This is a genomic window from Streptomyces sp. NPDC058279, from assembly GCF_042881255.1.
Taxonomy (GTDB): domain Bacteria; phylum Actinomycetota; class Actinomycetes; order Streptomycetales; family Streptomycetaceae; genus Streptomyces.
This window is the reverse complement of the sequence record NZ_JBHVYA010000002.1, coordinates 518,966-545,938: the sequence shown is the minus strand read 5'-3', so window position 1 is coordinate 545,938 and position 26,973 is coordinate 518,966. Positions and strand designations below refer to the sequence as shown.

Below are 26,973 nucleotides of genomic sequence, written 5' to 3'. Positions count from 1 at the left end.
GTCGCGCCGCCCTGGCACCCGGGAGCCAACCGGGTCGGGCAGCGCACAGACCTGAAGACTTCCGCCAGGCCGTACCGACAACGCGTACGGAACCGGCGGCCACGAACTGAGCTCCCGTGTGGCGAACGCGCCCCGGAGGCCGGCTCCACGCCCCTCGCGCGAAGCCGTGCCGGACCGGATGTCAGCCGCGGCGCCCGGGAGCGTGACGGGAGAACCGCCCGCATGCTCGACAACGAAACCGAGAACACCAACCCCACCGCCGCCGGCAACGCCGACAGCGGAACCCCGAGCGACAGCCTGCCGCCGCGCAGGCGTCGTCGTGCCGCGTCCCGGCCCGCCGGGCCGCCCGGCGCCGCTGCCGCGGAGGCCGCTCCGGCCGCCGCCGAGGGCGCACCGGCTCCCGCCGAGGAGGCCGCTCCGGCCGCCGCCCCGGCCCGTACCCGCCGCCGCGCGACCCGCGCCGTGGCCGCCCCGGTCGCCGACACGGTGGCGGAGGTGGTGGTCGAGGCTCCGGCCCCCGCCGCCGCTGCCGCCGCGGAGGCTCCGGTGGCGCAGGAGCCGGCCGCTGCCGCGCCGCGTGCCCGTCGTCGGGCCACCCGCGCAGTGACGGCCCCCGAGGCTCCGGCCGCGGAAGCCGTGCCGGTCGTGGAAGAACCCGTCGCGGAGGAGCCGGCCGCCCCGGCGCCGCGTGCCCGTCGTCGGGCCACTCGCGCAGTGACGGCCCCCGAGGCTCCGGCCGCGGAAGCCGTGCCGGTCGTGGAAGAGCCCGTCGTGGAAGAGCCGGCCGCCCCCGCGCCGCGTGCCCGCCGCCGGGCCACCCGCGCCGTGTCCACCCCGGAGGCTCCGGCCGCGGAAGCCGCCGCCGCGCCCGCCGCCGCGCCCGCTGTGGAGGAGCCGGTCGCCGCCAAGGCCACCGTCACCGTCGCGGACGCCGTCGACTCCCCGAAGCGCGGCGGACGCCGCCGCGCCACCCGCTCCGCCGCGCCGGCCGCCTCCGCGCAGCCCGCCGCCGCCGAGCCCGAAGCGCCCGCCGCCGCGGCCCCGTCGCGTGGCGCCCGCCGCGCCGCCCGTCCCGCCGTGGCCGTGTTCCAGGCGCCGGTGTTCGCCGAGCCGATGTTCCAGACCCCGGAGACCGCCGCCATGGCCGCCGCGGCCGCTGCCGCCGCCTCCCGGGCCGAGGAAGCCGAGGAGGAGGACGAGGCTGAGGTCGAGGCCCCGGCCGCCGCGGCCCCCGCCGCGCAGCCGGCCGGCCGTCGTCGCCGCCGCGGCCGTGGCGCGGTCGAGACCGCTCCCGCCGCCGAGTCGGCCCCCGCCGCCCCCGCCCCGGCCGCGTCCGCCCCCGTCTCGCTGGCCGACGTAGAGCTTCACGAGGCCGAGGAGTCCGAGGTGGAGGCCGAGGCCGCCGACCTCGACGACGAGGAGGGCGACGGCGAGCGCCCGTCGCGTCGCCGCCGTCGCGGTGGCCGTCGCCGTCGCCGCGGTGAGGCCGCCGACCTGGACGAGTCCGCCGATGAGGACGCCGAGGCCGAGGCCGAGCAGGAAGCCGACGAGGAGGCGGAGGAGGACGACGCCGACGAGTCCGGCGCCCTGGGCTCCAGCTCCAGCCGGCGTCGCCGGCGTCGTCGCCGTCGCAGCGGTGACAGCGGCACGGACGTCGAGGCGGCCGAGGAGGACGGGATCCGTACCGTCGTCAAGGTCCGCGAGCCGCGCCCGGCCCGCGAGAAGGCCGAGCCGTCGGACGAGGTGCAGTCCATCAAGGGCTCGACCCGTCTGGAGGCGAAGAAGCAGCGTCGCCGCGAGGGCCGTGAGCAGGGCCGTCGTCGGGTCCCGATCATCACCGAGGCCGAGTTCCTGGCCCGCCGCGAGGCCGTCGAGCGCGTGATGGTCGTCCGCCAGGCGGGCGAGCGCACCCAGATCGGCGTCCTCGAGGACAACGTGCTCGTCGAGCACTACGTCAACAAGGAAGAAGCCACCTCGTACGTCGGCAACGTCTACCTGGGCAAGGTCCAGAACGTGCTGCCGTCGATGGAGGCCGCCTTCATCGACATCGGCAAGGGCCGCAACGCCGTCCTGTACGCCGGCGAGGTCAACTTCGAGGCGCTGGGCATGGCCAACGGCCCGCGCCGCATCGAGTCCGCCCTCAAGTCGGGCCAGTCGGTCCTGGTGCAGGTCACCAAGGACCCGATCGGCCACAAGGGCGCCCGGCTGACCAGCCAGGTCTCGCTGCCCGGCCGGTACCTGGTCTACGTGCCCGAGGGCTCGATGACCGGCATCAGCCGCAAGCTGCCCGACACCGAGCGCGCGCGGCTGAAGACCATCCTCAAGAAGATCGTCCCCGAGGACGCGGGCGTCATCGTGCGCACCGCCGCCGAGGGCGCGAGCGAGGACGAGCTGCGCCGTGACGTCGAGCGCCTGCAGGCCCAGTGGGAGGACATCCAGAAGAAGTCGAAGCAGATCACGACGTCTTCGCCGAGCCTGCTGTACGGCGAGCCGGACATGACGGTCCGGGTCGTGCGTGACATCTTCAACGAGGACTTCTCGAAGGTCATCGTCAGCGGTGACCAGGCGTGGGAGACCATCCACGGCTACGTGTCCCACGTGGCGCCGGACCTCGCGGACCGGCTGTCGCGCTGGACCTCCGAGGTGGACGTCTTCGCGACGTACCGGATCGACGAGCAGCTCGCCAAGGCGCTCGACCGCAAGGTGTGGCTGCCCTCGGGCGGTTCCCTCGTGATCGACAAGACCGAGGCGATGATCGTCATCGACGTCAACACCGGCAAGTTCACCGGTCAGGGCGGCAACCTGGAGGAGACCGTCACCAGGAACAACCTGGAGGCGGCCGAGGAGATCGTGCGCCAGCTGCGGCTGCGCGACCTGGGCGGCATCGTCGTCATCGACTTCATCGACATGGTGCTGGAGTCCAACCGCGACCTGGTGCTGCGCCGCATGCTGGAGTGCCTGGGCCGGGACCGGACCAAGCACCAGGTGGCCGAGGTCACCTCGCTGGGTCTGGTGCAGATGACCCGCAAGCGGGTCGGTCAGGGTCTGCTGGAGTCCTTCTCCGAGACCTGTGTCCACTGCAACGGCCGCGGTGTCATCGTGCACATGGACATCCCGACCGCGGCGGGTGGCGGTGGCAACGGCAAGCGCTCCAAGCGCCGTGCCGGCCGCGGTCACGAGCACGACCACGAGATCGAGGCCGTGGACACGGTCGAGACCGTCGACGTCGAGGAGTACGAGGCCGAGACGGAGGCGGAGGTCGCGGCCGAGGTCGCGGCGCCGCGTGCGCTGCCCGAGCCGGAGTTCGTCGCGGGCGAGGAGCTGTACAGCAGCCCGGCCGAGGCGGAGGCCGCCGCGGGTGTCAGCAGCCGTCGCAACCGTCGCCGTGCGACCCGTAAGGCGACCGCTCCGGGGGGCGCCCCGCGCGGTGCGACCGCCGCACCGGCGCAGGCCCCGGCCGAGGCCGAGGCCGCTCCGGTGGCCCCGGCCGTCCCGGTGACCCCGGTCATCGAGGAGGAGCCGGTCGTGGCACCGGCCGACACCGTGCTGGAGCCGGCCGTGGAGGTCGTCGAGGAGGCCGTGGAGGCCGCCGAGACGATCGTGGCCACGCCGGTGGAGGAGGCCCCGAAGGGCCGTACGCGTCGCCGTGCGACCCGTAAGGCGACCGCCCCGGCGGGTGCCCCGGCGGCTTCGGCCGAGCCGGAGATCGTGGTCGAGGCCGTGGTCGAGCCCGAGCCGGCCCCCGTGGTCGAGCCCGAGCCCGCGCCGGTCGCCCCGGAGGAGGCCCCGGCCGAGCCCGTGGCCGAGGCGGCTCCGGCCCGTCCGCGTCGCCGTGCGACCCGTAAGGCCACCGCCCCGGCCGGTTCCCCGGCGGGCGCGGCCGAGGCGGCCGTCCTGGTCGTCGAGACGCCGTCGGCGGAGCCGCAGACCCCGGCCGAGGCGCCGGCGGAGGCGGAGCAGCCCGCGGCGCAGGCCGAGGAGGACGCTCCGGTCGTCGCCAAGAAGGCGGTCCGCAAGACCGCCGCCAAGAAGGCGACCACCACCGCGGCGAAGAAGGCCCCGGCCAAGAAGGCCCCGGCCAAGAAGGCGGCGGCCACCAAGACCGCCACCGCGAAGAAGACGGCCGCCAAGAAGGCCACCACGGCCACCACGGCGGCCAAGAAGGCCCCCGCCAAGCGGGCGACGAAGAAGACCGCGGCGGCCGAGCAGCAGACGCCGCCGTCGGTCTCGGCTCCCGCCGAAGGCTGATCCGTCGTACGGCCGTGGGCCCCCGCCGTCCGGCGGGGCCCACGGCCTTGCGGAGGCCGGTTTGACCCCCTGGAACCAGGCCCGTAACCTAGACCGTCGGCATGTCCCAGGCGATTTGTACGTCTGGTGCGCGTCGCGCTCCTGAGCACCTTCCTCCCATTCGCTGCGCTGTGCGCCGCACGGGAGAGGCCGCTCGTCCAATCCGGATCACCGTGGGCCCCGGCCCATGTGAGCGGCTGGCTTCAGGAGCATCCGTCCCGAGTGAGAGAGAGATCCGCGTGTACGCCATCGTGCGCAGCGGTGGTCGCCAGCACAAGGTTGCTGTTGGTGACATCGTTGAGGTTGACAAGATTTCCACTGCCAAGGTTGGCGACACGGTCGAGCTCTCGACCCTGCTCGTTGTCGACGGCGACGCCGTGACCAGCGACCCGTGGGTGCTGGCCGGGATCAAGGTTCAGGCCGAGATCGTGGACCACCACAAGGGCGCCAAGATCGACATCCTGCGCTACAAGAACAAGACCGGCTACCGCCGTCGCCAGGGTCACCGCCAGCAGTACACGGCGATCAAGGTCACCGGTATCCCCACGGCTGCGAAGTAAGAGGGACTGAGACATGGCACACAAGAAGGGCGCATCGTCCACCCGGAACGGGCGCGACTCCAATGCCCAGCGGCTCGGCGTGAAGCGCTTCGGCGGTCAGGTCGTTTCCGCCGGTGAGATCCTCGTCCGCCAGCGCGGCACCCACTTCCACCCGGGTTCGGGTGTCGGTCGTGGTGGCGACGACACGCTGTTCGCGCTGCAGGCCGGTTCGGTCCAGTTCGGCACGCACCGTGGCCGCAAGGTCGTCAACATCGTTCCGGCCGCCTGATCTCAGCTCTGCTGACCAGGCGTTCGTAACCTCCCGAGGGCGGATCTCAGCTCTTTCCGGCGCGAGCCGGGAAGAGAGGTCCGCCCTCGGCGCGTTGGTCATATAGACCACGTTTAATGGGCAGCGGTAGCAATACGGACTGCCCGGGACATATCCCGTATGTATCTGGAGGAACACCCATGACCACCTTCGTGGACCGCGTCGAGCTGCACGTCGCCGCGGGTAACGGGGGCCACGGCTGCGCCTCCGTTCACCGGGAGAAGTTCAAGCCGCTCGGCGGCCCCGACGGCGGCAACGGCGGCCGTGGCGGCGACGTCATCCTGGTGGTGGAGCAGGCGATCACGACCCTGCTCGACTACCACCACAGCCCCCACCGCAAGGCCACCAACGGCAAGCCCGGCGAGGGCGGCAACCGCTCCGGCAAGGACGGCCAGGACCTGGTCCTGCCCGTGCCGGACGGCACCGTCGTCCTCGACAAGGAGGGCAACGTCCTCGCCGACCTCGTCGGCCAGGGCACCACGTACGTCGCCGCCGAGGGCGGTCGCGGCGGCCTCGGCAACGCCGCGCTGTCCTCCGCGCGCCGCAAGGCGCCCGGCTTCGCGCTCCTCGGCGTTCCCGGCACCACCGGCGACATCGTCCTGGAGCTCAAGACCGTCGCCGACGTGGCGCTGGTCGGCTTCCCGAGCGCCGGCAAGTCCTCGCTGATCTCGGTGCTCTCCGCCGCCAAGCCGAAGATCGCGGACTACCCGTTCACCACCCTGGTCCCGAACCTCGGCGTGGTCACGGCCGGCTCGACCGTCTACACCATCGCCGACGTCCCCGGTCTGATCCCGGGCGCCAGCCAGGGCAAGGGCCTCGGCCTGGAGTTCCTGCGCCACGTCGAGCGCTGCTCGGTGCTGGTGCACGTACTGGACACCGCCACCCTGGAGTCCGACCGCGACCCGGTGGCCGACCTCGACGTCATCGAGGAAGAGCTCAAGATCTACGGCGGCGGTCTGGAGAAGCGCCCGCGCCTCGTCGTCCTCAACAAGGTCGACATCCCGGACGGCAAGGACCTCGCCGACATGGTCCGCCCGGACCTGGAGGCCCGTGGCTACAAGGTCTTCGAGGTCTCCGCGGTCGCCCGTACGGGCCTCAAGGAGCTCTCCTACTTCCTCGCCGAGGTCGTCGCGAAGGCGCGCGCCCGCAAGCCGAAGGAGGAGGCGACCCGCATCGTCATCCGCCCGAAGGCCGTGGACGACGCCGGCTTCACCGTCACCTACGACGAGGTCGAGGACGTCTACAACGTGCGCGGCGAGAAGCCCGAACGCTGGGTCCGCCAGACCGATTTCAACAACGACGAGGCCGTCGGCTACCTCGCCGACCGGCTCAGCCGCCTCGGTGTCGAGGACGCGCTCAAGAAGGCCGGCGCCCGCGCCGGTGACGGCGTGGCCATCGGCTCCGACGAGAACGCCGTCGTCTTCGACTGGGAGCCGACCATGATGGCCGGCGCCGAGATGCTGGGTCGTCGTGGCGAGGACCACCGCATGGAGGCCCCGCGTCCGGCCACGCAGCGCCGCAAGGAGCGGGACGCCAAGCGCGGTGACGCGGCGCAGCAGGAGTACGACGAGTTCCGCCCGTTCTGACGCCCGCCCCGGCGCTGACCGGTCCGGTTGAGGTGACCTTTACCCGGGTCGCCTAGGATCCACCAGGTGACCAGCACCAATGCCGCCACCGTTTCCGTCGTGGTGATCGCGTACAACGACGCCGGGCTCGTGGGCGAGGCCGTTACCTCGGCTCTCGCCCAGGGCCCGGTGGTCGCCGAGGTCCTCGCCGTGAACGACGCCTCCTCCGACGACACCGCGAGGGTGCTGGACGAGCTGGCGGCCCTGCACCCCCGGGTGAAGGTCCTGCACCGGACCGAGAACAGCGGCGGCTGCGGGACCCCGCGCAACGACGGGATCGCGGCCGCGACCGCCCCGTACGTCCTCTTCCTGGACAGCGACGACGTCCTGCCGCCGGGTGCGGCCGACGCCCTGGTCAGCGCCGCGCGGGAACACCGGACGCCGGTGACCGTGGGCGCGTGCGTGCGGCGCGAACTGCCGCAGTACCAGGACGTGCCGTGGGTGCCGGGGCTCTACACCCCCGGTGACGTGATCGAACGGCCCGCGCAGCGGCCCGGGCTGGTCCGCGACACCCTGTGCGTCAACAAGCTGTACGAGCGCGCCTTCCTGGACGCGCACGCGATCCGGTTCCCCGACGGCCGGTTCCGCTACGAGGACTTCGTCTTCACTGCCCGCGTGCTGGCCGCCGAGCCCCGCGTCGCGGTGATCGACGACCTCGTCTACGTCTGGCACGTGCGCCGCGGCGCCGCGCGGGTGTCGATCTCCCTCGACCGCAAGGACGTCGGCAACTGGCGTTCGCGCATCGAGGCCCACCGCACCGCCTCCCGGATCCTGACCGAGTCCTCGCCGGAGCTGGGGCACGCCTGCCAGGTCAAGTTCCTGGAGTACGACCTGCGCATGTACCTTCGCGAGATCGGCCGGGACCCCGAGTACCAGGCCGCCTGGTGGACCCTGACCCGGGACTACCTGGCCGGCTTCGCCGACGCCGACATCGAGGCCGCCGGGGCGCACGCGCGGTGGATCGTACGGGTCCTGCGGGCCACCGCGACCCCGCCCGGCGACCTCGACCGGCTCGCCCGCTTCGCCGCCGAACCGCCGCGCCTGGAGCCCCCCTACGCCACCGCCCCCGACGGGACGCCGGTGTGGAGCGAGGAGCTTCCGGTGGAGCTGGACCGGCTCGCGGAACTGCCGACCGAGGCACTGCCCGTCACCATCGACGCCCGGGCGGCGGGCGTCGCGTCGCTGCGCCTGCGGGTGCGCGACCTGTACGGGCGGCTCGCCGCGGCCGGCCCGCGCACCGCCCGGCCGCTGTTCGTGCCGCGTTCGGGCGGGGAACCCGTACACGGGGCGCCGGTGGAGCTGCGCCCCGCGGAGGACGGCGACGGCTGGGTCTGCGACGTGCCGTTCCACCTCACCACGCTGGCGGAGGCCGGGCGGCGGCAGGGTCGGCGCGGGATGCAGGCGTGGGGCGTGCGGATCGGCGTGGAGTGTGCCGACGGCAGCTCCCTGGTCACCTCCCCGCGCCCCCTGGACGACCTGCTGCGCCGACGCGCCCTGCCAAGTAGCCGGTACGGTGTTCTGTTGGCGCAGCCGTACCGGACGGCCGGCGGTTCGCTGGCGGTCCGGCTCGCGCCGGGGGCGGCGGGTGCGCTGAGCTTCGTACGCAACCGGCTCGGCCGGGCCGGGGCCAAGGCGGCGCCGCGGTCGGGCTGAGGGCCGGGTGACCTCCGCCGCCGGGACAGAGCAAGACCCACAGGACTGACAGGACTCGGGAGACTAGGCATGACATTTCTGATCACCGGTGGCGCCGGGTACATCGGCGCGCACGTCGTCCGCGCGATGCTGCTCGCCGGCGAGGAGGTCGTCGTCCTGGACGACCTCTCCACGGGCGACGAGAGCCGTGTCCCGGAGGGCGTGCCGCTGGTGATCGGCTCGGTCCTGGACCGGCTGACCCTCGACGAGACCATCGCGCGGCACAAGATCACCGGCGTGGTGCACCTCGCGGGCAAGAAGCAGGTCGGCGAGTCCGTCGAGAAGCCGCTGTACTACTACAACGAGAACGTGCAGGGCCTGACGGTCCTGCTCCAGGCCGTGGCCGCCGCCGGCATCCGCAACTTCCTGTTCTCCTCCTCCGCCTCCGTCTACGGCATGCCGGACGTCGACCTCGTCACCGAGGACACCCCGTGCCTGCCGCTGAGCCCGTACGGCGAGACCAAGCTGGCCGGCGAGTGGCTGGTCCGCGCCGCCGGGAAGGCGCACGGCATCTCCACCGCCTGCCTGCGCTACTTCAACGTGGCGGGCGCCGCGACGCCCGAGCTCGCCGACACCGGCGTCTTCAACCTCGTCCCGATGGTCTTCGAGCGCTACAGCGCGGGCGAGGGTGCGCGGATCTTCGGCGACGACTACCCGACCCCGGACGGCACCTGCATCCGCGACTACATCCACGTCGAGGACCTCGCGGACGCCCACGTGGTGGCCGCCCGCAAGCTCGCCGAGTGGGGCGCGCAGGGCCAGTACCAGGACCTCACCGTCAACATCGGCCGCGGCGAGGGCGTCTCCGTCCGCGAGATGGTCGAGCTGATGAACGCCCACACCGGGCACGACCTGGCCCCCGTGGTCACCCCGCGCCGCCCCGGTGACCCGGCGAAGGTGGTGGCCTCCGCCGACAAGATCGCCGCCGAGCTGGGCTGGAAGGCCAAGCACGACGTACGCGAGATGATCACCTCGGCCTGGGCGGGCTGGGAGGCCAACCGCGTCGGCGCCGTGGAGCAGGTGGGCAGGTAATCCGCTCGTACGAAGCCGCCCGCCCCGGATCGGTTCCGGGGCGGGCGGCTTCGTACGCAGGCGCGGAGGTCAGCGCTCCAGGAAGGAGAACAGCTCCTCCCAGCGGTCGGTGATCTCGGCGCTGGAGTAGCGGCGGACATCGCGGAACGCGGTGTCGCCCAGCCGGTCGCGCAGCCCCCCGTCCGTCATCAGCACGTCCAGGTGCCCCGCCAGCTCCATCGTGTTGCCGAGCCGGGCCAGCAGCCCGTCCTCACCGTGCCGCACGATCTCCCGCACGCCCGGCGCGCAGTCGAACGCGACCACCGGCAGGCCCGCGGCCATCGCCTCCAGCAGCGTGATGGGGAAACCCTCGGCCCGCGACGCCTGCGCGAAGACCGAAGCCCCGCGCAGCGCGCCCAGCACGTCGTCGGTGCTGCCCATCCACCGCACGGAGGCCTCGATGCCCAGGTCGGCGGCGTGCGCCCGCAGTTTCGGCTCCTCCACGCCCGCACCGTAGATCCGCAGGACCCAGTCGGGGTGGCGCGGAGCCGCGTCCGCCCAGGCGTCGAGGAGCAGGTCCATGCCCTTCTCGAACGCGAGGCGGCCGACGCTCGCGACGACCTTCTCGGTGCGCGGGGCGGGGGAGTCCGGCATGAACGGCAACGGGTTCGGCATGCTGTCCACGTTCTGCACGCCCGCCCGGATCCAGGCGTCCGCGTCCTCCGGCGTGAGCACCAGCAGCCGGTCGGCGTCCTTGAAGAAGCGGCGCACCCGCTCGCCCCGGGAGGACGTGTGGCTCGCCTCGTACGACTCGTGGCTCATGCCGATGAGGGTGAGCCCCTTGGTGTCGGCGAGCGCCACCCACTCCATCGCCCACACCTGCGTGACGATGACCACGGCGCCCGGGCGGGCGGCGCGGAACAGCGAGTTCAGCGTCTCGGCCTTGGCCCGCATCCCCGCGCGGCGGGCCGCCTGGCGACGCCGTTCGGGGGCGTTGAGCCGGCCCTTGATGCCGGTCAGCCTGCGCGCGCCCGGCGGACGGGTCGCGTACAGGGTCGTCGTCTCGTACGGGAGGTCCTGCGGGAACTTCTGCCGCAGCTCCTCCTCGACCGGCGCGATGCCGATGACGTGCACCCGGTGCCCGCGGTCGGTGAAGAGCCGGGCCATCTGGTGCGACCACGTGGTCACACCGCCGAGCTCGTCCACGCTGTTGGAGACGAGGAAGATGTCACGTCCGTCCGACGCGGGCGCGACGGCCGGTTCGGCGGCGCTCTGCTGGCTCACTTGCCGCTCCTGGTGAAGAACTTCTCGACGATCTGGCGGGCGGCGTCCCCGCGGTCGTACTCGCCGAACTCGGTGAGGAAGCGCCGGCGCGCCTCCGCGTACTTGACGTCGGCCTCGTCGAAGGCGGAGACGGCCTGCATCAGCTCGTCGGCGGTGGCCACGACCGGCCCCGGCGCCTTCTCCTTGAGGTCGAAGTAGGTGCCGCGGATGTCCGTCGCGTACGCCTCGTAGTCGTAGGCGAAGAACATCATCGGCCGGTCCAGGACGGCGTAGTCGAACATCACCGACGAGTAGTCGGTGATCAGGCCGTCGGCGAGCGCCAGCAGCGGGGTGATGTCGTGGTGCCGGGAGACGTCGATCACCCGGCCGGCGACCGACGGCGGCAGCGAGACGCTGTTCAGGTAGTGCGTGCGCACCAGCAGGACGAAACGGTCACCCAGCCGGTCCGCGAACTCCTCCACGTCGAAGGGGAAGGCGAAGTTCTCCACCGCGCCGTCGGCGGCCGCCCGGAAGGTCGGCGCGTACAGCAGCACCCGCTTGTCCGGGTCGATGCCGAGATCCGCGGCGAGCGACCCGCGGACCCGCTCCCCGCTCTCCACCTCGGCGCGGTGCGCCTCGACCAGGGCGTCGTTGCGCGGGTAGCCGCTGCGCATCAGCACCTCGTCGCGCAGCCGGAAGCCCTTGGCGAGGGTCCGGGCGTCGTGCTCGGAGCGGATCAGGAAGTGGTCGAAGCGGTCCACGGCCGCCTGGAAGCGGTCCTGGCCTGCCTTGCCCTGGGCCTTGGTGCGGGGCTCGTGGAAGCCCATCCGCTTGAGCGCCGAGCCGTGCCAGGTCTGGATGTACGTGGTGCCCGCGCGCTTGGTCAGCGCCAGTGGGAAGCCCTGGTTGTCGATCCAGAACTCGGCCTGGGCCAGCGCCCGCAGGTACGGCCAGCTCCAACGGCGCACCAGGGTGGCCTCCTTGGGGAAGCCGGTGGGCTTGCCGCCCGCGTAGGACCAGATCGCCTCGAACGGCACGCCCTGGCGCACCATCTCCTCGTAGATCGCCTTCGGGCTGTCGCTGTACTGCTTGCCCATGTGGCTCTCGAAGACGACGGTGCCCTTCTTGAGCGGCAGCTTCGAGAAGACCTCGTGGTAGACCTTCACCTTCTGCTCGCCCGAACCGATGTTGCGGCGGGCCCGCAGGGCCTTGCGCAGACCGCGCTTGACCACGCCGGCGGCCTTGCCGTGCATCGCGCTGTCGATCAGCGTCCGGGTGCGTACGGCGGCGGCGCCCTCGGCGGTCAGGACGTAGGAGAGGTTGCCCTTCTTGGTCACCTCCGGCTCGAAGCGGTCGGAGACCAGCCGGGTCAGCCGGGGCCGCACGCGCAGCCGGGCCGCCGATTCCAGGTCGACGCCGCCGACCGAGACGCGGGTGGTGATCCGCTCGGTGCCGGCCGTCAGCTTCAGCCGGACGTCCCAGACGGCGTCGATGATGCCCAGCGGGCGGACGGTGCCCGCGACATCGGCGGTCGCGGTCCACTCGATCGTGTCACCCGCGTGGCGCACGGTCGTCGCCGGGAAGGCGAACGAGCGCACGCCGATCTGGCGGCGGGCCCGGAATTCGAGGGTGGCCTTGAGCTCCTGCCCCTCCGGGATGCGGCCGAGCGGGTTGACGACGGCGCCGGACAGCGTCACCGTGCCGCGCCCGTCGTCCTCGTACGAGGTGAGGCGGTTGCCCAGGGACAGCGAGGGGAGCGCGGTGGTGTGGAAGCCCTGCTCGGTGACGTCCAGTATCCGGCGGCCCTCGGCGTCGTCGAGGTGGCCGGCGCACCAGTAGATCCGGCCGTCGCGTTCGGCCAGCGGGGACGTGAGGCGCCCCTTGTTGGTCATCGCGTCCGCGGCCAGCAGCAGGTTGTCCCAGTCCTCCTTGCCGAGCAGGTAGGCGCAGATGGCCTGGAGGTGGTTGACGCTGTCGTACGCGGCCGGGTCGATGCCGGCCAGGTAGCCGTTGGCCAGGCGGGCGAACTCCTGGCGGTACGCGTCGCCCAGCAGGGGCAGGTCGCGCAGGTGCAGCACCAGGTCGTGCTTGAGGAACTTGGCGTCCTTGGCGGTCTTGATGTCGGTGTGGCCCTTGGCGGCCAGCAGTTCGTCGACCCGCCGGTGGATCTCCATCCGGTGGACGAAGTTCGCGATCTCGTGGCGCCGGTTGCTGATCGACTTCGCCGCCGCCTTCTCGACCACGTTCCAGAAGTAGACGTGGTTGGGGATCAGCGTGATGCGGCGCGCGGCGACGTACGCCTGCGCGGAGAAGAGCAGGTCCTCGTAGTGGATGCCGACCGGGAACTCCAGGCCCTGCTCCAGCAGGAACGCGCGCCGGTAGCACTTGTTCGTGGAGAGGGTGTCGTACACCAGCAGGTCCGGGTACTCGGTGATCGACTCCAGGGTGCGGGTGCCCGAGTAGATCCAGGGGTACCACTCGGTGGTCTTGCCCCACCGGTTGTCCAGGTGTACGCGGACGCACATGCCGGAGACCAGGTCGGAGCCCGTCCGCTCGGCCGCGGCCAGCATGTTGCGGCAGGCGTTGCGTTCCAGCACGTCGTCGCTGTCCAGGAACATGACGTAGGTGCCGGTGGCCTGCCGGATGCCGTGGTTGCGCGGCGCGCCGCAGCCGCCGCTGTTCTCCGGCAGGCGAAAGGCCCGCACCCTGCCCGGATGCGCTGCTTCCAGTTCCTGGGCGACCGCGTAGGACCGGTCCTTGCTGCAGTCGTCCACGATCACGACTTCGACCCCGTGAAGGGTTTGGTCCAAAACCGACTGGACGGCTGTCGACAGACGCTCTGCGTCGTTATAGACGATGACGACCACGGAGACGTCAGGCACGTGCACCTCGATCCCTTTGTTCCATTCCGCCCTCGGACTCCGTCCGAGGGGACCCCCCGCCCGTCAAAGCTACCGTGTGTCACGCCAGACTCCGGCAGGCCGGCCCCGGCCGTGCATACTTCTGAGGAAGAGGTGTGTGGCGGGTCCGGTCGCCGACAATCACCCGTTCGGACCCAGCAGGAAGTGTTCATGACCAAGCTGTCGGTAGTTGTCCCTTGCTACAACGAAGAAGCAGTCATCGACAGTTTCGACGTCGAGATCCGCAGGGTCCTGGACGCGCTGCCCGTCACCTATGAGGTGTGTTACGTCGACGACGGCAGTCGCGACGGGACCCTGGAGAAGCTCCGCAAGATCGCCGAGGCGCACGGCGAGCAGACGCGCTACGTCTCCTTCAGCCGGAACTTCGGCAAGGAGGCCGGCATGCTCGCCGGCCTGCGCGAGGCCACCGGCGACGCCGTGGTGATCATGGACGCCGATCTCCAGCACCCGCCCGAGCTGATCGCCACCATGCTCGACTACCACCGGCAGGGCCACGACCAGATCATCGCCCGGCGCACGCGCGAGGGGGACAAGAAGGTCCGCTCCGCCCTCAGCCGGCTCTACTACCGCGGCGTCAACCGCTGGGTCGACGTCGAGCTGACCGACGGCGTCGGCGACTTCCGGCTGCTCTCCCGCGCGGCCGTCGACGCCCTGCTGTCGCTGCCGGAGTACAACCGGTTCTCCAAGGGACTCTTCTCCTGGATCGGCTTCGACACCGTCCACTTCGACTACCGCAACGCCCAGCGCGAGGCGGGGGAGACGAAGTGGAAGTTCGGCTCCCTGCTGAACTACGCCATGGACGGCCTGATCTCCTTCAACAACCGGCCGCTGCGGATCGGGATCTGGCTCGGCGTGTCCCTCGTGGGGCTCACCGGGCTCTACGCGCTGTGGATCACCGTGATGGCGATCACCCACGGCGTCGAGTCCCCCGGGTACGTCACCCTCGTCGCGCTGATCACGGGCCTGGGCGGCGTGCAGATGATCATGCTGGGGTTGATCGGCGAGTACATCGGCCGCATCTACTACGAGACCAAGCGCAGGCCGCACTTCCTGGTCAAGGAAGCACACGGCGCGGGGCGGGACGGCACCGCCCGAGGCGCGGCCGTGAGCGGGGCCGGGGCCGTCGGCGAGGCCGTGATCGTGGAGCGCGGTCGCGGATGACCGACGGCACCCGGGGCACGAACGGCACCGGCGGCACCGGCGGCACCGGCAGCCCCTCCGGCCCGTCCGGCCCGTCCGGCCCGTCCGGCCCGTCCGGCCCGTCCGGCCCGTCCGGCCCCTCCGGCCGGTCCGGCCCCTCCGGCACCCGGCGCGAGCAGCTCGGGCAGATCCTCCGCTTCGGCCTGGTCGGCGGGGTGAACACCGGCACCTTCTTCGGCATCTACCTGTTCCTGCACCCGTGGATGCCGTACTTCGCCGCGTACACCCTGGCCTTCCTGCTCTCGATGGTCGGCTCGTTCTTCATGAACACCTACTTCACCTACCGGACCAGGCCGACCTGGAAGAAGTTCGCCCTCTTCCCGCTGACCAACGTCACCAACTACGTGATCCAGTCGGTCGGCCTCTACGCCCTCGTCACCTGGGCCGGGATGGACACCCGGATCGCCCCGCTGGTCGCGGCCGTGGTGGCGATCCCGTTCACCTTCCTGCTCTCGCGCAAGATCCTCGTCCCCGGGGCGGCCCGGGCGGCGGCCGGGCCGGGGCCGGACCGGGCCGGCACCGGTCAGGACCCGGCCCACAGCTCGTCCACGCTCTGAAACCGCCGCGCGGCGCCCTCCGGCCACCCCGTAGATTGAGGGCGCAAGGATCAGGCAGGCAAGGGGCAAGGGGAAGACGTGTCAGCGGCTAGGCAGAGCGTCGTGGACGCCCGCAGGATCGTCGTCAAAGTGGGCTCCTCCTCGCTGACCACCGCGGCGGGCGGACTCGACGCCGACCGGGTGGACGCGCTGGTAGACGTCCTGGCCAAGGCCCGCAGCGGTGGCGAGAAGGAGATAGTCCTCGTCTCCTCCGGCGCCATCGCCGCCGGCCTCTCCCCCCTGGGACTGCGCCGCCGGCCCAAGGACCTCGCCCGCCAGCAGGCCGCCGCGAGCGTCGGACAGGGACTGCTCGTCGCCCGTTACACCGCCTCCTTCGCCCGCTACGGCATCCGCGTCGGCCAAGTGCTGCTGACCAGCGACGACACCAGCCGGCGCGCCCACTACCGCAACGCCTACCGGACCCTGGACCAGCTCCTCGTCATGGGCGCCCTGCCCGTCGTCAACGAGAACGACACCGTGGCCACGGACGAGATCCGGTTCGGCGACAACGACCGGCTGGCGGCCCTCGTCGCCCACCTGGTCCGCGCCGACCTGCTGGTCCTGCTGTCCGATGTCGACGGCCTCTACGACGGCGACCCGTCGCTCCCCGGCACCACCCGCGTCGAGGAAGTCCGCGGCCCGGAGGACATCGCCCACGTCTCGATCGGCAGCGCGGGCAAGGCGGGCGTCGGCACCGGCGGCATGGTCACCAAGGTCGAGGCCGCCCGGATCGCGGCGGCGGCCGGTGTCCCGGTGGTCCTCACCTCCGCCAGCCAGGCAGCGGACGCCCTCGCCGGGCGCACCACCGGCACCCTCTTCCACGCGACGGGCCGCCGCTCCGCCGACCGGTTGCTGTGGCTCCAGCACGCCTCGACCCCGCAGGGACACCTCGTACTCGACGACGGCGCGGTGCGGGCGGTCACCGAGCGCGGCAGCTCGCTGCTGCCCGCCGGGATCGCCGCGGTGGAGGGGGAGTTCGTCGCCGGTGATCCCGTGGAGCTGCGGTCCGCGGACGGTCGCGCGGTGGCCCGGGGCCTGGTCAACTTCGACGCCAAGGAACTCCCGAGGCTGCTGGGGCGCTCCACCCGCGAGCTCGCGCGAGAGCTCGGACCCGAGTACGAGCGGGAGGTCGTCCACCGGGACGATCTGGTGCTGCTGGAGGGCTGAGGTTCGGTAAAACCGCCGCACGGCAGGCCAAGGACTGGTCAACTGTGAGAGGCAGACGGACACGCGGGGCGTGGTGGAGCAGACAGGAGGCGGCTGGTGAGGCGAGCGCTGACCAGCGTCGGCACCGGGGACGGTGACGGCGGCGGAGGCGGGCATCAGGGCGACACCTCCCGTCTCTGGCACGTGACCCTGAGCGTCTCCGGCAAGCCGGCCCCGCTGTGCGAGGTGCGGCGCGGGCTGGAGCAGCTCGCGCATGATCACCCGTTTCTGTTGACCAGCCGGTATGCCGATGATCATGCGGAGATCCGGTACTGGGAGGAGGCCCGCGACCTCCACGACGCGGCGGCCGTCGCCCTGCGGCTGTGGGGCGAGCACCGCTCCTCGGCGCGGCTGCCCCCGTGGGAGATCGTCGGCCTGGAGGTCATCGACCGCGCGACCTACCACCAACGCGTGGCCGAAGGTTACGGCCCACCCCCGGCCCACCCGGTCGGCGTGCACCCGTATTAGACGCGTCCCTCGCACCGGTCAGCGCCGGGACGCTTCCCGGGCTTCGGCCCGCTGCGGCGGCCTCCGACCGCCGGACGAGGGGCGGGGTCCCGTGGCTGCCTGTCTCGGAGGCCGTTCCGTCGCCCCGCGCTTGAGGGCCCGGCGCCGGCGGGCCGGACGTTCACCGCCGAACTCGGGGACTTGAGGCTCCGGCCCCTGGCATTTCCAGCCCCGCCGGCGTTTGAGGCGCGGGGGTCCGGGCGGAGTCCCGGGAGGCGGTGAAAGGGCGGGGCGGGGAGAAGGCCCGCGCAGCGCACCCCGGCTCCGCCGAGTCCGGGGCCCGGAGGCCAAGGCCGACCGTTGCCGGGCCACCGCCCCGGCCAGGGCCGCGGCTCAGCTCGGCGCCCGGCTGCGGCTCCGCCCGGCCGGGCATTCGCAGTTCGTCCGGCGTTCGAGGACCGGGTCCGGGCGGAGCCCGAGTGGCTGCCGTGCAGCGGCTCACTCTCCCCGCTCGGCCGAGCAGGGGGCGGGGCAGACCCCGCACTGCCGAGGGGCAACGGGTCGGTCCCCTTGGTGCCCGGTGGAGCCCCGCGGCGGGACGCGTCTCGCGGGGTGAAACCGCGTCGGGTGGCGACCCGCCGGGGATTACCCTGGGCCGCATGACCTCGTACGACGCCCCCAGCCCCGTCACCGCCACCGCGCGCGCCGCCCGGACCGCCGCCGCGGCCATCGCCCCGCTCCCGCGGTCCGCCAAGGACGCCGCCCTGCTGGCCATCGCGGACGCGCTGGAGGCCCGTACCGCCGAGATCGTCGAGGCCAACGCCGTCGACACCGCCAAGGCCGCCGCGGCCGGCACGAGCGAGACCGTCATCGACCGTCTCACCCTCACCCCCGAGCGGGTCCGCGCCATCGCCTCCGACGTGCGCGACGTCGCCGCCCTCCCCGACCCCGTCGGCGAGGTCGTCCGCGGCTCGACCCTCCCCAACGGCATCGACCTGCGCCAGATCCGCGTCCCGCTCGGCGTCGTCGGCATCATCTACGAGGCCCGTCCCAACGTCACCGTCGACGCCGCCGCCCTCTGTCTCAAGGCCGGCAACGCCGTTCTGCTGCGCGGTAGTTCCTCCGCCTACGCCTCGAACACCGCCCTCGTCGGCATCCTCCGCGACGCGATCGTCTCCGCCGGCCTCCCCGCGGACGCGATCCAGCTCGTCCCCGGCGAATCCCGCGACTCCGTCCGCGAGTTGATGCGCGCCCGCGGCCTCGTCGACGTCCTCATCCCGCGCGGCGGTGCCTCGCTCATCAAGACCGTCGTCGAGGAATCCACCGTCCCGGTCATCGAGACCGGCACCGGAAACTGCCACGTCTACGTCGACGCCCAGGCCGACCTCGCCATGGCCGTGGACATCCTCGTCAACTCCAAGGCCCAGCGGCCCTCCGTCTGCAACTCCGCCGAGACGCTCCTGGTGCACCGCGACATCGCCGCCGCCTTCCTGCCCCTGGCCCTCGACGCCCTCGCCGACGCCGGCGTCACCGTCCACGGCGACGGCGAGGTGCTCTCGTACGCCGAGGGCACCAAGGTGACCGCGCTGCCCGCCACCGACGAGGACTGGGCCGCCGAGTACCTCTCGTACGACATCGCCGCCGCCGTCGTGGACTCCCTCGACGCGGCCGTCACCCACATCCGCCGCTGGACCTCGGGGCACACCGAGGCGATCGTCACCACCTCGCAGGCCGCCGCCCGCCGCTTCACCCAATTGGTCGACTCGACCACGGTCGCCGTGAACGCCTCCACCCGGTTCACGGACGGTGGTCAGTTCGGCTTCGGCGCGGAGATCGGCATCTCGACCCAGAAGCTGCACGCCCGCGGCCCGATGGGCCTTCCCGAGCTGACCTCGACCAAGTACATCGTCACCGGAGACGGTCACATCCGGTAGCCCGGCCGGCCACGCGGTGTGGCCGGATTTCCGGTTACACCCTGCCCAAAGCGGCCCCCCAGGTCTACGCTGTTCCCGTGCCGGACGACGTGGGGGGCAAGCCGTTCCCGGACGACGGTGAGCCCGACGACGACCGCGGAGGCGCGGATCAGGACTTCGCCTCCGTGGTGTTCGACGAGGCCTTCGTCCGGAACGCCGAGATTCACGAACCGAGCGCGGCCGAGCGCCAATGGGCCGCCGACCGGGCCCGCGCGGAAGCCGCCGAGGCCGCGCGCGTGGCCGGTGGCCGGCCCGGCGAGGACGACCACGAGGCATTCGGATACGGGCCGCCCGGCGCCTTCGGCATCGACGAACCCGGTTGGGAGCACGGCGCCTACGGCCCCGGCTACCCGGAGGGTCCCTACGGGGCCTACGGGGGCCGGCTGCGGCCCTACCGCGGTCGCTCGCCGTGGCTGCGGCCGGTCGCCTGGGTGTTGGCCGTCGTCATGGGCCTGGGCATGGTCGCCCTGGCCTTCAGCGCGGTGTACCGCAGTGCCGAAGGCGACCCGGACCCGGCCCCCGTCCCAGCCAGTACCCCGCTGCGTGAAGTCACCGGCGCGGGGGCGTTTATGTACCCCGTCGGCCGCCAACCCTGAAAGTACGACCCCTTGAGCACGACCCCACTCGCGTGATCGGAGCCGGGGGCTTCTCTGAAGCGGGGACAGCGGGGAGAAGCGATGGCCGTTCCAGGAGATCCGCCCAACGGCACCCCCGACGGAATCGGCGGGGGCGACGACGACTTCCGGCCGGACGAGTACCGGTCCGTGGTGTTCGACGAGGAGTTCGTGCGCGCCGCCCGGCTCCAGGAGTTCTCCGCCGAGGAACGCATGGGCGAGCACGCCCGAGCCGTACGCAGCCGCTCCCTCTGGTCCGGCGGCGGCGTCGGGCACCGCACCGGCGCGCCCGGCAGGGGCGCCCGGCAGGGCATGCTGCTCGTGCTGCTCATCGCCACCGCCTTCGCGGTCGCCGTGTACATGGGCCTGCGCAACCCGTACCTGCCCGCGCCCCAGGGCGAGGCGCAGCCGCTCGCGAGCGTCGTCGTCCCGCTCGCGCCGACCGTGCCCGTGCCCGGTGGACGCCCCGCCGACCTGTTCGCGAACAGCCCCGCGGCGCAGTACCTCGTCGGGGCGGCCGGGATCAGCCTGCCCGCCGTGCGCCGTACCCCGCATTTCAGCGAGAGCCAGGTCCTCTCGGCGCTGTCCATCGCCAAGGACTACCTGGTGCAGTCCTCGCTGGACCCGGACGTCCTGGCCGGCGCCGCCTCCCGGCCCGTACGGGTCCTGCTCGACCCGGGGCAGGACGCCCAGTTCGACCAGAGCATGACCTCGCCCTCCGGGGACGGCCGGCACGCCGCCACCGGCTGGCTGGTCCGCTTCGACGCCGGGACCGCCGCGCTCGCCGACGCCCGCGTACGGGTGAACGGCACGCTCGCCTTCGATGAGGTCACCCCGGACGCGTTGCAGGTGACCTCCGACCACACCTTCGTCTACGCGGTGCGTCCCGCCAGCGGGTCGCCGGCGGCCGCCGACGGAGCCTCGCTCTTCACCGTGCGGCGCGAACTGCAGATGCGCTTCGACCGCGCCGACCTGACCGCCCGACGCACGGAGCTCGTCGCCGCCTACGTGATGGCCGGACCGCAGGACTGCGCCGCCGACCCGGCGGCGGGTTTCAAGCCGCTGCTCGCCGGGGCCGGCCCGACCACCGTCGGCCCGCCGGCCAGCGATCCGTACGCCGGCGGTCAGCCGAGGCGCGCGGCCGGGCTGTGCGGCGTCCTCGCGACCCCCGCGACCCCGGACGCCGCCGTCCCGAGCGCGCCGGACGGCGCGACTACGCCTCCGTAGCCCCGCCCTTGCCGGCGTCGCCCCTGCCTTCGTCCCGGCGCCCGGCGGCTCCGTTGGAACCGGAACCGGAGCCGGTGAACGCGTCGCGGAGCTTGCCGCCCAGGTCGCCCGCGCCGCCGGCGATGTCGCCGACCAGCTTCATCAGCGGATCCTTGCTGCCGCGCACCGAGTCGGCGTAGTGCGAGGCGGACTCACGGAAGGAGTCGCTCACCGACGCGTCCTTGTCCTCGTCCCGCCGCGGGTAGTGGCCGTCCATGATCCGCTGGTAGTCCCGGCTCTGCGACCACTTCTTCAGCTCGGCCGCGCGGACCGTGGTGAAGGGGTGCGTACGCGGCAGCATGTTGAGGATCTTCAGCACGGAGTCGCGCAGGTCACCGCTCGACTCGTACTCCTCGGCCTGGGCCAGGAAGGCGTCCACGTTCATCTCGTGCAGGTGGTGACCGCCCGCCAGCTTCATCAGGCCGCGCATCGACGCGTGCGCGTCCTGTCCCACCAGCAGCCCGGCCCGGTCCGCCGACAGCTCCGACTTGCGGAACCACTCGCGCAGCGCGGTGACGATCGCCATGATCGCCACATTGCCCAGCGGGATCCAGGCCACCTTGAGCGCCAGGCCCGTCAGGAACAGCAGGACCGTGCGGTACACGGCGTGCCCGGACAGCGCGTGACCCACCTCGTGGCCCACCACGGCCCGCATCTCCTCCTCGTCGAGCAGCTCGACGAGGCCCGTCGTCACCACGATGATCGGCTCGTCCAGCCCGATGCACATGGCGTTCGGCTTGGGGTCCTGCTGTACGTACATCTGGGGGACCCGCTCCAGGTCCAGGACGTAACAGGCGTCGAGCAGCATGCCGTGCAGGTGGGGGAACTGCGTCTCGCCCACCCGGACCGAATCGGAGAGGAACAGCAGTCGCAGGCTCCGCTCCGGCAGCAGCCCGCTGAGGGCCTTGAACACCGTGTCGAAGCCGCTGAGTTTGCGCAGGGCGACGAGGGCGGAGCGGTCCGCCGGATGCTCGTACGCCCGCGAGGAAATGCCGGGGAACCTCCTGCGGTTCCGGGCCGGTACCTTCTCGGTTCCGGTGTTCGTCATAGCGCCCTCCCCCTGGATAGACCTGGACAGACACGTCTGCTCACGCGTCCATCCTCTCCAACGCCTGAGTCGGCGTGAGCGTGCCCGGGGCCCCCGCATACGATGTGAGGGAAGTCTCCGCTCCCTCCCGACTCGATAGGTACCTGCCTGATGAGCCTCTCCACCACCACCCACAACCTGGTCGTTCTCGCCTCGGAGGGTGCCGAGCAGCACGGCGGCAACCACGACAGCCTGAGCCCCTACCTGACCGGTGGCGGCGCCTTCTGCATCCTGCTGCTCCTGCTCTGGGTGACCACGCGCCTCAACCGCGACCGCTAGGCCCCGTTGTCCTCGCCGTCCTCGCGGTCCCCGCGCGACGCCCGGCAGCCCGTGTCCCCGGGCAGCCGCTCGGACGCGGGTCGGGGCCGGGCCACCGGGCCAGTAGGCTCTGCGCTCATGGGAGAGCAGGGAACGCCTACCGGCCCGGTCAAGCGCCGTCTCGGCGTGATGGGCGGGACATTCGATCCGATCCACCACGGACACCTGGTGGCCGCCAGCGAGGTGGCCGCCCTCTTCCACCTCGACGAGGTGGTGTTCGTACCGACCGGCCAGCCGTGGCAGAAGTCGCACAGCGTCGTGTCGCCGGCCGAGGACCGCTACCTCATGACGGTCATCGCGACGGCCTCGAACCCCCAGTTCTCGGTGAGCCGGATCGACATCGACCGCGGCGGCCCGACCTACACCATCGACACGCTGCGGGACCTGAGCGCCCTCAACCAGGACTCGGACCTGTTCTTCATCACCGGTGCCGACGCCCTTGCGCAGATCCTGACCTGGCGCAACGCCGAGGAGCTGTTCGCCCTCGCGCACTTCATCGGGGTGACCCGGCCGGGCCACGTGTTGACCGACGACGGGCTGCCCGAGGGCGGTGTCTCCCTCGTCGAGGTGCCCGCGCTCGCGATCTCGTCCACCGACTGCCGGGCGCGCGTGGCGCAGGGCGACCCCGTCTGGTATCTGGTGCCGGACGGTGTGGTGCGCTACATCGACAAGCGTGAGCTGTACCGGGGAGCCTGAGCTTCCGGTTCCGGAGAGAGGGGCCCCGCGGTGAACGACCGACAGGATCCGTACGACCCGTACGCCGCCCAGGAGCAGCAGCAGTTCATCGGCTACGACCCGTACGGTCGGCCGGTGTACGGGCGAGGGCCGGCCCAGGCCCCCGACGCCGCCCAGGAGGCGTACGAGCAGCCGTACGGATACGCGTACGAGGGCTACGCCCCCCAGCAGCCCGCCTACCCGCAGCAGCAGCAGGCGGCGGCGCCGGACCCCGGCGCGCAGGACGGCACGTACGGCCGGGAGCAGTACGCCCACGGCGCGGGCCACGGGTACGACACGCAGCAGGCCCGGCAGTGGATCCCCCAGCAGCAGGCGCCGCAGCAGCCGGCCCCGGACCCGCGGCCCGCACCGCACGTCCCCGAGCCGCGCCGGGCCGCCCCCGAGGCCGCCTCCGAGGCCGGGCCCCGTCCCGCCCGCGCCGCCGAGCCCCAGGCCGGCCGGGACTACCGCACCGAGATGTTCGCCTTCATCGACCAGCCGGACGAGGAGTCCGAGGACGTCATCGACTGGCTCGCCTTCACCGAGAGCCGTACCGAGCGGCGCGAGGAGGCCCGCCGCCGCGGCCGCAACCGGATCGTCGCGCTGATCGTCGTCGTCGCCCTGTTCGTCGTCGGCGGCGTCGGCTACCTCTGGTACGCGGGCGGGCTGCCCTTCCTCGACGGGCCGGACGCGCAGAAGAAGACGGCCGCCCCCGGGGCGCAGAAACGCGACATGATCGTCGTCCACGTGCTCAACACCAAGAAGGGCGGCTCCTCCACGGCGCTGCTCGTCGACAACGTGACGACGAAGCAGGGTGCCACCGTCCTGCTGCCGAACACCCTGAACGTCCCCAAGGAGGACGGCACGGTCCGGCCCTTGTCCAAGGCGGTCGAGGACGGCGGCCTCGGCACCCGTGAGGCACTCGACTCGGTCCTGGGCACCCGCATCGGCGGAACCTGGCGCCTGGACACCCCCTTCCTGGAGCGGCTCGTCGAACTGGTCGGCGGCATCGAGGTCGACACCGACACCGCGGTCCCGGCCGACGACCAGGCCAAGACGCCGGCCGTGACCCAGGGCGCCAAGCAGAGCCTGACCGGCGCGATGGCCGTCGCGTACGCCACCTACCGCGCGCAGGGCGAGCCGGAGGGCAGGCAACTGGAGCGGCTCGGCAAGGTGCTCTACGCGGTCCTGCGCAAGGTCCCCGGCGATCCGAAGGCGGCCGCGGCGACCGTCGACAGCATGGGCCAGATCCTGGACCCGGCGCTCAACGCGCAGAACCTGGGCGCCCTGCTGTCGCGGATCGGCGAGCACGCCAAGGTGGGCGCCTACCGCACCGAGGTACTGCCCGTGAAACCGGACGGCTCGCTCGACGACGGCCCGGGCAAGAAGGCCGTCGACGACATCCTCGGCGGTGCCGGCGCCTCCGTTCCCGGCGCCGCTCCCCGGATCGGCCTCAAGGACGCCACCGGGGACGACAAGACGCAGCTCGCGGCGAAGGCGGCCTTGCTGAACGGCGGCTACACGCTGGTTCAGGGCGGCAAGGCCGACAAGACCGCGGCCCTCTCACAGATCACCTACCAGGACGACGCGCAGCGGCCCAAGGCGATCGAGGTGGCCAGGACGCTGGGGCTGCCGGAAACGGCCGTGAAGAAGGCCGAAAGTACGGTGAACGCGGACGTCGTGGTGCTGCTCGGCAAGGACTACAAGGCGGGCTGAGCCCTCGCGTCCAGGCTGTGAGCTGGGCGTTCGCCCGGGCGGAACCTTCCGCGCGGGCGGTGTCTGCGGTACGTGAGACCCTTGAGAGGATCTGCCCGCCAACCCGAAAGCATGGCCAGTGACCGCCACGGACCGCTCCATCGAGCTCATCACCGCCGCCGCCCAGGCCGCGGCCGACCGGCTCGCGCACGACATCATCGCGTACGACGTCAGCGACGTGCTGTCGATCACCGACGCCTTCCTCCTCGCCTCCGCGCCCAACGACCGCCAGGTCAAGTCGATCGTGGACGAGATCGAAGAGCGCCTGCTCAAGGAACTGGGCGCCAAGCCGGTGCGCCGCGAGGGCGACCGCGACGCCCGCTGGATCCTGCTCGACTACGTCGACATCGTCGTGCACGTCCAGCACAGCGAGGAGCGGGTCTTCTACGCGCTGGAGCGCCTGTGGAAGGACTGCCCCGAGATCGAGCTGCCCGAGGACGCCAAGCTCACCATCGGCAAGGCCGAGGAGCACGCGAAGCTGCGCGAGGCGCAGGGCGACGACGAACTGGACGGTGATCTGTTCTGAGCACGACCGACACGGGCACGACCGGTACGTCCGCCTCCACCGCACCGGCCGTATCGGCCGGCAAGAGCGGCGGGACCGGCCGGAAGATCGTCCTTTGGCGGCACGGACAGACCTCCTGGAACCTGGAGCGCCGCTTCCAGGGGTCCACGGACATAGAGCTGACCGAGACCGGTGTGGCGCAGGCGCGCCGCGCCGCCCGGCTGCTCGCGTCGCTGAAGCCGGACGCCATCGTCGCCTCCGACCTCCGTCGCGCCTCCGCCACGGCCGCCGAACTCGCCGGCGTCACCGGCCTTCCGGTGGCGCACGACGCGGCGCTGCGCGAGACGTACGCGGGCGAGTGGCAGGGGCTCACGCACGAGGAGATCCTGCACAAGTACGGCGAGCAGTACGCGGCGTGGAAGCGCGGCGAGCCCGTACGGCGCGGTGGTGGCGAGCTGGAGACCGAAGTCGCCGACCGGGCCGCGCCGGTGGTGCTGCGCCACGCCGACCTGCTGCCCGAGGGCGGCACGCTGGTCGTGGTCAGCCACGGCGGGACGATCCGTACGACCATCGGGCGGCTGCTGGGGCTGGACTCGTCCTCCTGGGAGAGCCTGGGCGGGCTCTCCAACTGCTGCTGGTCGGTCCTCGGCGAGGGCGCGCGCGGCTGGCGGCTCATGGAGCACAACGCCGGCACGCTGCCGGAGCCGGTGCTCGGCGACGACGACTGAGCACGTCGGCCGAGCACTCTCGGCTGAGCAGCGCCGATGCGGGCGACGGCCGGATTTCACTTTCCGGCTGGTCCCAGGCTAGAGTTCTTCTTGTTCGCAGCGCGGAACACCGGAAACGGGCCAGGCGCGGCGGAGAGCGGGGCTATAGCTCAGTTGGTAGAGCGCCTGCATGGCATGCAGGAGGTCAGGAGTTCAATTCTCCTTAGCTCCACAATCGGTATCCCGTCCCCAACAGGGGGCGGGATACTTGCGTTTGTTCCTTTTGTGCTTGCTGACCCGGCCCGTACCGGCATGGCAGAATCGGACGGCCGGAGGGGGACACGACGGCCCGACGCGGGAGGGAGTCGCTGACGGATGGGTGCACACCGGCGGCGGTGCGACTGGTGCAACAACGGCACGCCGATCGTGCGGGACATGGAGCCGGTCAATCCCGACTACCAGTACTGGTGCGAGGAATGCGCGCGGGCGCTGATCATAAAAGGCGACCCCATCGAGACCTACCGCGAGCTGGAGGGGGAGCCGATCTACGGCCGGCTGCTCGACGAGCACTGCACGCTCAAGCGGTTCTACCAGTTCGCCAAGGCATGATGAAACGGGCGTAGCGATACATATCGGTCATGGCCTCGGGGTCGCGGAAACCGATTTTTGGACCAGGGCCATGACCGTGTAATGTTTGGGACGTCGCCGAGGGGAACCGGCAAGGGAAACCGAAGCGGCGGCCAGTACAGCGGTACAAGGGGCTATAGCTCAGTTGGTAGAGCGCCTGCATGGCATGCAGGAGGTCAGGAGTTCAATTCTCCTTAGCTCCACAGTGAAGAGAAGCGGGGGCCCCCGCGCGGGGGGGGGCCCACGGGTTGGGGGGGAAGCCGCCGGGCGGGGGGGGGGGGGCGGGGGGCGC

Annotated in this window: 22 protein-coding genes and 2 tRNA genes; 21 read left to right on the top strand and 3 right to left on the bottom strand. The window is 72.1% G+C overall.

The window, feature by feature from the left end:
• Positions 1-222: 222 nt before the first annotated feature.
• The 6 genes from ACFVXJ_RS07265 to galE all read left to right on the top strand — a co-directional run bounded on the left by ACFVXJ_RS07265 (position 223) and on the right by galE (position 9,503).
• On the top strand, positions 223-4,248 hold the full coding sequence (locus tag ACFVXJ_RS07265; protein ID WP_389659945.1) for a ribonuclease E/G: 4,026 nt from the start codon (positions 223-225) through the stop codon (positions 4,246-4,248).
• A 278-nt stretch (positions 4,249-4,526) separates the two neighbouring features.
• A complete protein-coding gene (gene rplU, locus ACFVXJ_RS07260; protein ID WP_030159347.1) occupies positions 4,527-4,847 on the top strand; it encodes a 50S ribosomal protein L21 in 321 nt (106 codons plus the stop codon).
• Between the two features lie 13 nt (positions 4,848-4,860).
• Entirely contained in the window at positions 4,861-5,115 is a 255-nt protein-coding gene (gene rpmA, locus ACFVXJ_RS07255) for a 50S ribosomal protein L27 (protein ID WP_030840805.1), read from the top strand.
• A gap of 179 nt (positions 5,116-5,294) precedes the next feature.
• A complete protein-coding gene (gene obgE, locus ACFVXJ_RS07250) occupies positions 5,295-6,740 on the top strand; it encodes a GTPase ObgE (protein ID WP_389659941.1) in 1,446 nt (481 codons plus the stop codon).
• 66 nt (positions 6,741-6,806) lie between these two features.
• Positions 6,807-8,432: a glycosyltransferase family 2 protein gene (locus tag ACFVXJ_RS07245; protein ID WP_389659938.1), complete on the top strand. Its 1,626-nt coding sequence runs from the start codon at positions 6,807-6,809 to the stop codon at positions 8,430-8,432.
• 69 nt (positions 8,433-8,501) lie between these two features.
• Positions 8,502-9,503 carry a UDP-glucose 4-epimerase GalE gene (gene galE / locus ACFVXJ_RS07240; RefSeq protein ID WP_389659935.1) on the top strand — a complete coding sequence of 334 codons (1,002 nt, stop codon included), beginning with the start codon at positions 8,502-8,504 and terminating at the stop codon, positions 9,501-9,503.
• Positions 9,504-9,572: 69 nt separating this feature from the next.
• On the opposite strand, the gene ACFVXJ_RS07235 is transcribed toward galE, so the two are convergent.
• Together ACFVXJ_RS07235 and ACFVXJ_RS07230 are read right to left on the bottom strand one after the other, a co-directional pair.
• Positions 9,573-10,766 carry a glycosyltransferase gene (locus ACFVXJ_RS07235; protein WP_389659932.1) on the bottom strand — a complete coding sequence of 398 codons (1,194 nt, stop codon included), beginning with the start codon at positions 10,764-10,766 and terminating at the stop codon, positions 9,573-9,575.
• On the bottom strand, positions 10,763-13,633 hold the full coding sequence (locus ACFVXJ_RS07230) for a CDP-glycerol glycerophosphotransferase family protein (protein ID WP_389659929.1): 2,871 nt from the start codon (positions 13,631-13,633) through the stop codon (positions 10,763-10,765). Before ACFVXJ_RS07230 ends, ACFVXJ_RS07235 begins: the two co-directional genes overlap by 4 nt.
• 183 nt (positions 13,634-13,816) lie before the next feature.
• Here ACFVXJ_RS07230 and ACFVXJ_RS07225 point away from each other — a divergent pair, with 183 nt between their 5' ends.
• From ACFVXJ_RS07225 to ACFVXJ_RS07195, 7 genes are all read left to right on the top strand, one after another.
• Entirely contained in the window at positions 13,817-14,827 is a 1,011-nt protein-coding gene (locus ACFVXJ_RS07225) for a glycosyltransferase family 2 protein (RefSeq protein WP_389659926.1), read from the top strand.
• Between the two features lie 167 nt (positions 14,828-14,994).
• Positions 14,995-15,423 (top strand): GtrA family protein, encoded by a 429-nt coding sequence (locus ACFVXJ_RS07220; RefSeq protein WP_389660110.1) that lies wholly within the window; start codon positions 14,995-14,997, stop codon positions 15,421-15,423.
• A gap of 78 nt (positions 15,424-15,501) precedes the next feature.
• The gene (proB, locus tag ACFVXJ_RS07215; RefSeq protein ID WP_389659923.1) at positions 15,502-16,629 is read left to right on the top strand and encodes a glutamate 5-kinase; all 1,128 of its coding nucleotides are present in this window, start codon (positions 15,502-15,504) and stop codon (positions 16,627-16,629) included.
• Positions 16,630-16,725: 96 nt separating this feature from the next.
• Positions 16,726-17,136 (top strand): hypothetical protein, encoded by a 411-nt coding sequence (locus ACFVXJ_RS07210; RefSeq protein WP_389659920.1) that lies wholly within the window; start codon positions 16,726-16,728, stop codon positions 17,134-17,136.
• 638 nt (positions 17,137-17,774) lie between these two features.
• Positions 17,775-19,049 carry a glutamate-5-semialdehyde dehydrogenase gene (locus ACFVXJ_RS07205; protein ID WP_389659917.1) on the top strand — a complete coding sequence of 425 codons (1,275 nt, stop codon included), beginning with the start codon at positions 17,775-17,777 and terminating at the stop codon, positions 19,047-19,049.
• A gap of 77 nt (positions 19,050-19,126) precedes the next feature.
• Complete coding sequence (locus tag ACFVXJ_RS07200; protein ID WP_389659915.1) at positions 19,127-19,684, top strand: hypothetical protein; 558 nt, start codon at positions 19,127-19,129, stop codon at positions 19,682-19,684.
• Between the two features lie 81 nt (positions 19,685-19,765).
• Complete coding sequence (locus ACFVXJ_RS07195; RefSeq protein ID WP_389659913.1) at positions 19,766-20,929, top strand: hypothetical protein; 1,164 nt, start codon at positions 19,766-19,768, stop codon at positions 20,927-20,929.
• On the opposite strand, the gene ACFVXJ_RS07190 is transcribed toward ACFVXJ_RS07195, so the two are convergent.
• The gene (locus tag ACFVXJ_RS07190; RefSeq protein ID WP_389659909.1) at positions 20,916-22,016 is read right to left on the bottom strand and encodes a M48 family metallopeptidase; all 1,101 of its coding nucleotides are present in this window, start codon (positions 22,014-22,016) and stop codon (positions 20,916-20,918) included. The genes ACFVXJ_RS07195 and ACFVXJ_RS07190 overlap by 14 nt on opposite strands.
• Positions 22,017-22,166: 150 nt before the next feature.
• On the opposite strand from ACFVXJ_RS07190, the gene ACFVXJ_RS07185 reads away from it, so the two are divergent.
• The 8 genes from ACFVXJ_RS07185 (at position 22,167) to ACFVXJ_RS07150 (ending at position 26,884) form a co-directional block, all read left to right on the top strand.
• The gene (locus ACFVXJ_RS07185) at positions 22,167-22,334 is read left to right on the top strand and encodes a hypothetical protein (RefSeq protein WP_389659906.1); all 168 of its coding nucleotides are present in this window, start codon (positions 22,167-22,169) and stop codon (positions 22,332-22,334) included.
• 117 nt (positions 22,335-22,451) lie between these two features.
• Positions 22,452-23,069 carry a nicotinate-nucleotide adenylyltransferase gene (nadD, locus tag ACFVXJ_RS07180; protein WP_389659903.1) on the top strand — a complete coding sequence of 206 codons (618 nt, stop codon included), beginning with the start codon at positions 22,452-22,454 and terminating at the stop codon, positions 23,067-23,069.
• A gap of 30 nt (positions 23,070-23,099) precedes the next feature.
• On the top strand, positions 23,100-24,803 hold the full coding sequence (locus ACFVXJ_RS07175) for an LCP family protein (protein WP_389659900.1): 1,704 nt from the start codon (positions 23,100-23,102) through the stop codon (positions 24,801-24,803).
• Between the two features lie 118 nt (positions 24,804-24,921).
• Complete coding sequence (gene rsfS / locus ACFVXJ_RS07170; protein ID WP_136215683.1) at positions 24,922-25,368, top strand: ribosome silencing factor; 447 nt, start codon at positions 24,922-24,924, stop codon at positions 25,366-25,368.
• 86 nt (positions 25,369-25,454) lie between these two features.
• Positions 25,455-26,075: a histidine phosphatase family protein gene (locus ACFVXJ_RS07165; RefSeq protein ID WP_389660107.1), complete on the top strand. Its 621-nt coding sequence runs from the start codon at positions 25,455-25,457 to the stop codon at positions 26,073-26,075.
• A 138-nt stretch (positions 26,076-26,213) separates the two neighbouring features.
• A tRNA-Ala gene (locus ACFVXJ_RS07160) sits at positions 26,214-26,286 on the top strand.
• A 143-nt stretch (positions 26,287-26,429) separates the two neighbouring features.
• Positions 26,430-26,663: a hypothetical protein gene (locus tag ACFVXJ_RS07155; protein WP_136215681.1), complete on the top strand. Its 234-nt coding sequence runs from the start codon at positions 26,430-26,432 to the stop codon at positions 26,661-26,663.
• 148 nt (positions 26,664-26,811) lie between these two features.
• Positions 26,812-26,884 (top strand) — tRNA-Ala (locus tag ACFVXJ_RS07150).
• Positions 26,885-26,973 lie beyond the last annotated feature (89 nt).

Excerpts from the sequence above, each read along its gene's own strand:
- obgE (WP_389659941.1), top strand. The coding sequence starts at position 5,295 with ATGACCACCTTCGTGGACCGCGTCGAGCTGCACGTCGCCGCGGGTAAC.
- ACFVXJ_RS07185 (WP_389659906.1), top strand. The coding sequence starts at position 22,167 with ATGAGCCTCTCCACCACCACCCACAACCTGGTCGTTCTCGCCTCGGAG.
- ACFVXJ_RS07265 (WP_389659945.1), top strand. The coding sequence starts at position 223 with ATGCTCGACAACGAAACCGAGAACACCAACCCCACCGCCGCCGGCAAC.
- galE (WP_389659935.1), top strand. The coding sequence starts at position 8,502 with ATGACATTTCTGATCACCGGTGGCGCCGGGTACATCGGCGCGCACGTC.
- rpmA (WP_030840805.1), top strand. The coding sequence starts at position 4,861 with ATGGCACACAAGAAGGGCGCATCGTCCACCCGGAACGGGCGCGACTCC.
- ACFVXJ_RS07155 (WP_136215681.1), top strand. The coding sequence starts at position 26,430 with ATGGGTGCACACCGGCGGCGGTGCGACTGGTGCAACAACGGCACGCCG.
- ACFVXJ_RS07225 (WP_389659926.1), top strand. The coding sequence starts at position 13,817 with ATGACCAAGCTGTCGGTAGTTGTCCCTTGCTACAACGAAGAAGCAGTC.
- ACFVXJ_RS07205 (WP_389659917.1), top strand. The coding sequence starts at position 17,775 with ATGACCTCGTACGACGCCCCCAGCCCCGTCACCGCCACCGCGCGCGCC.
- nadD (WP_389659903.1), top strand. The coding sequence starts at position 22,452 with ATGGGAGAGCAGGGAACGCCTACCGGCCCGGTCAAGCGCCGTCTCGGC.
- ACFVXJ_RS07195 (WP_389659913.1), top strand. The coding sequence starts at position 19,766 with ATGGCCGTTCCAGGAGATCCGCCCAACGGCACCCCCGACGGAATCGGC.
- ACFVXJ_RS07190 (WP_389659909.1), bottom strand. The coding sequence starts at position 22,016 with ATGACGAACACCGGAACCGAGAAGGTACCGGCCCGGAACCGCAGGAGG.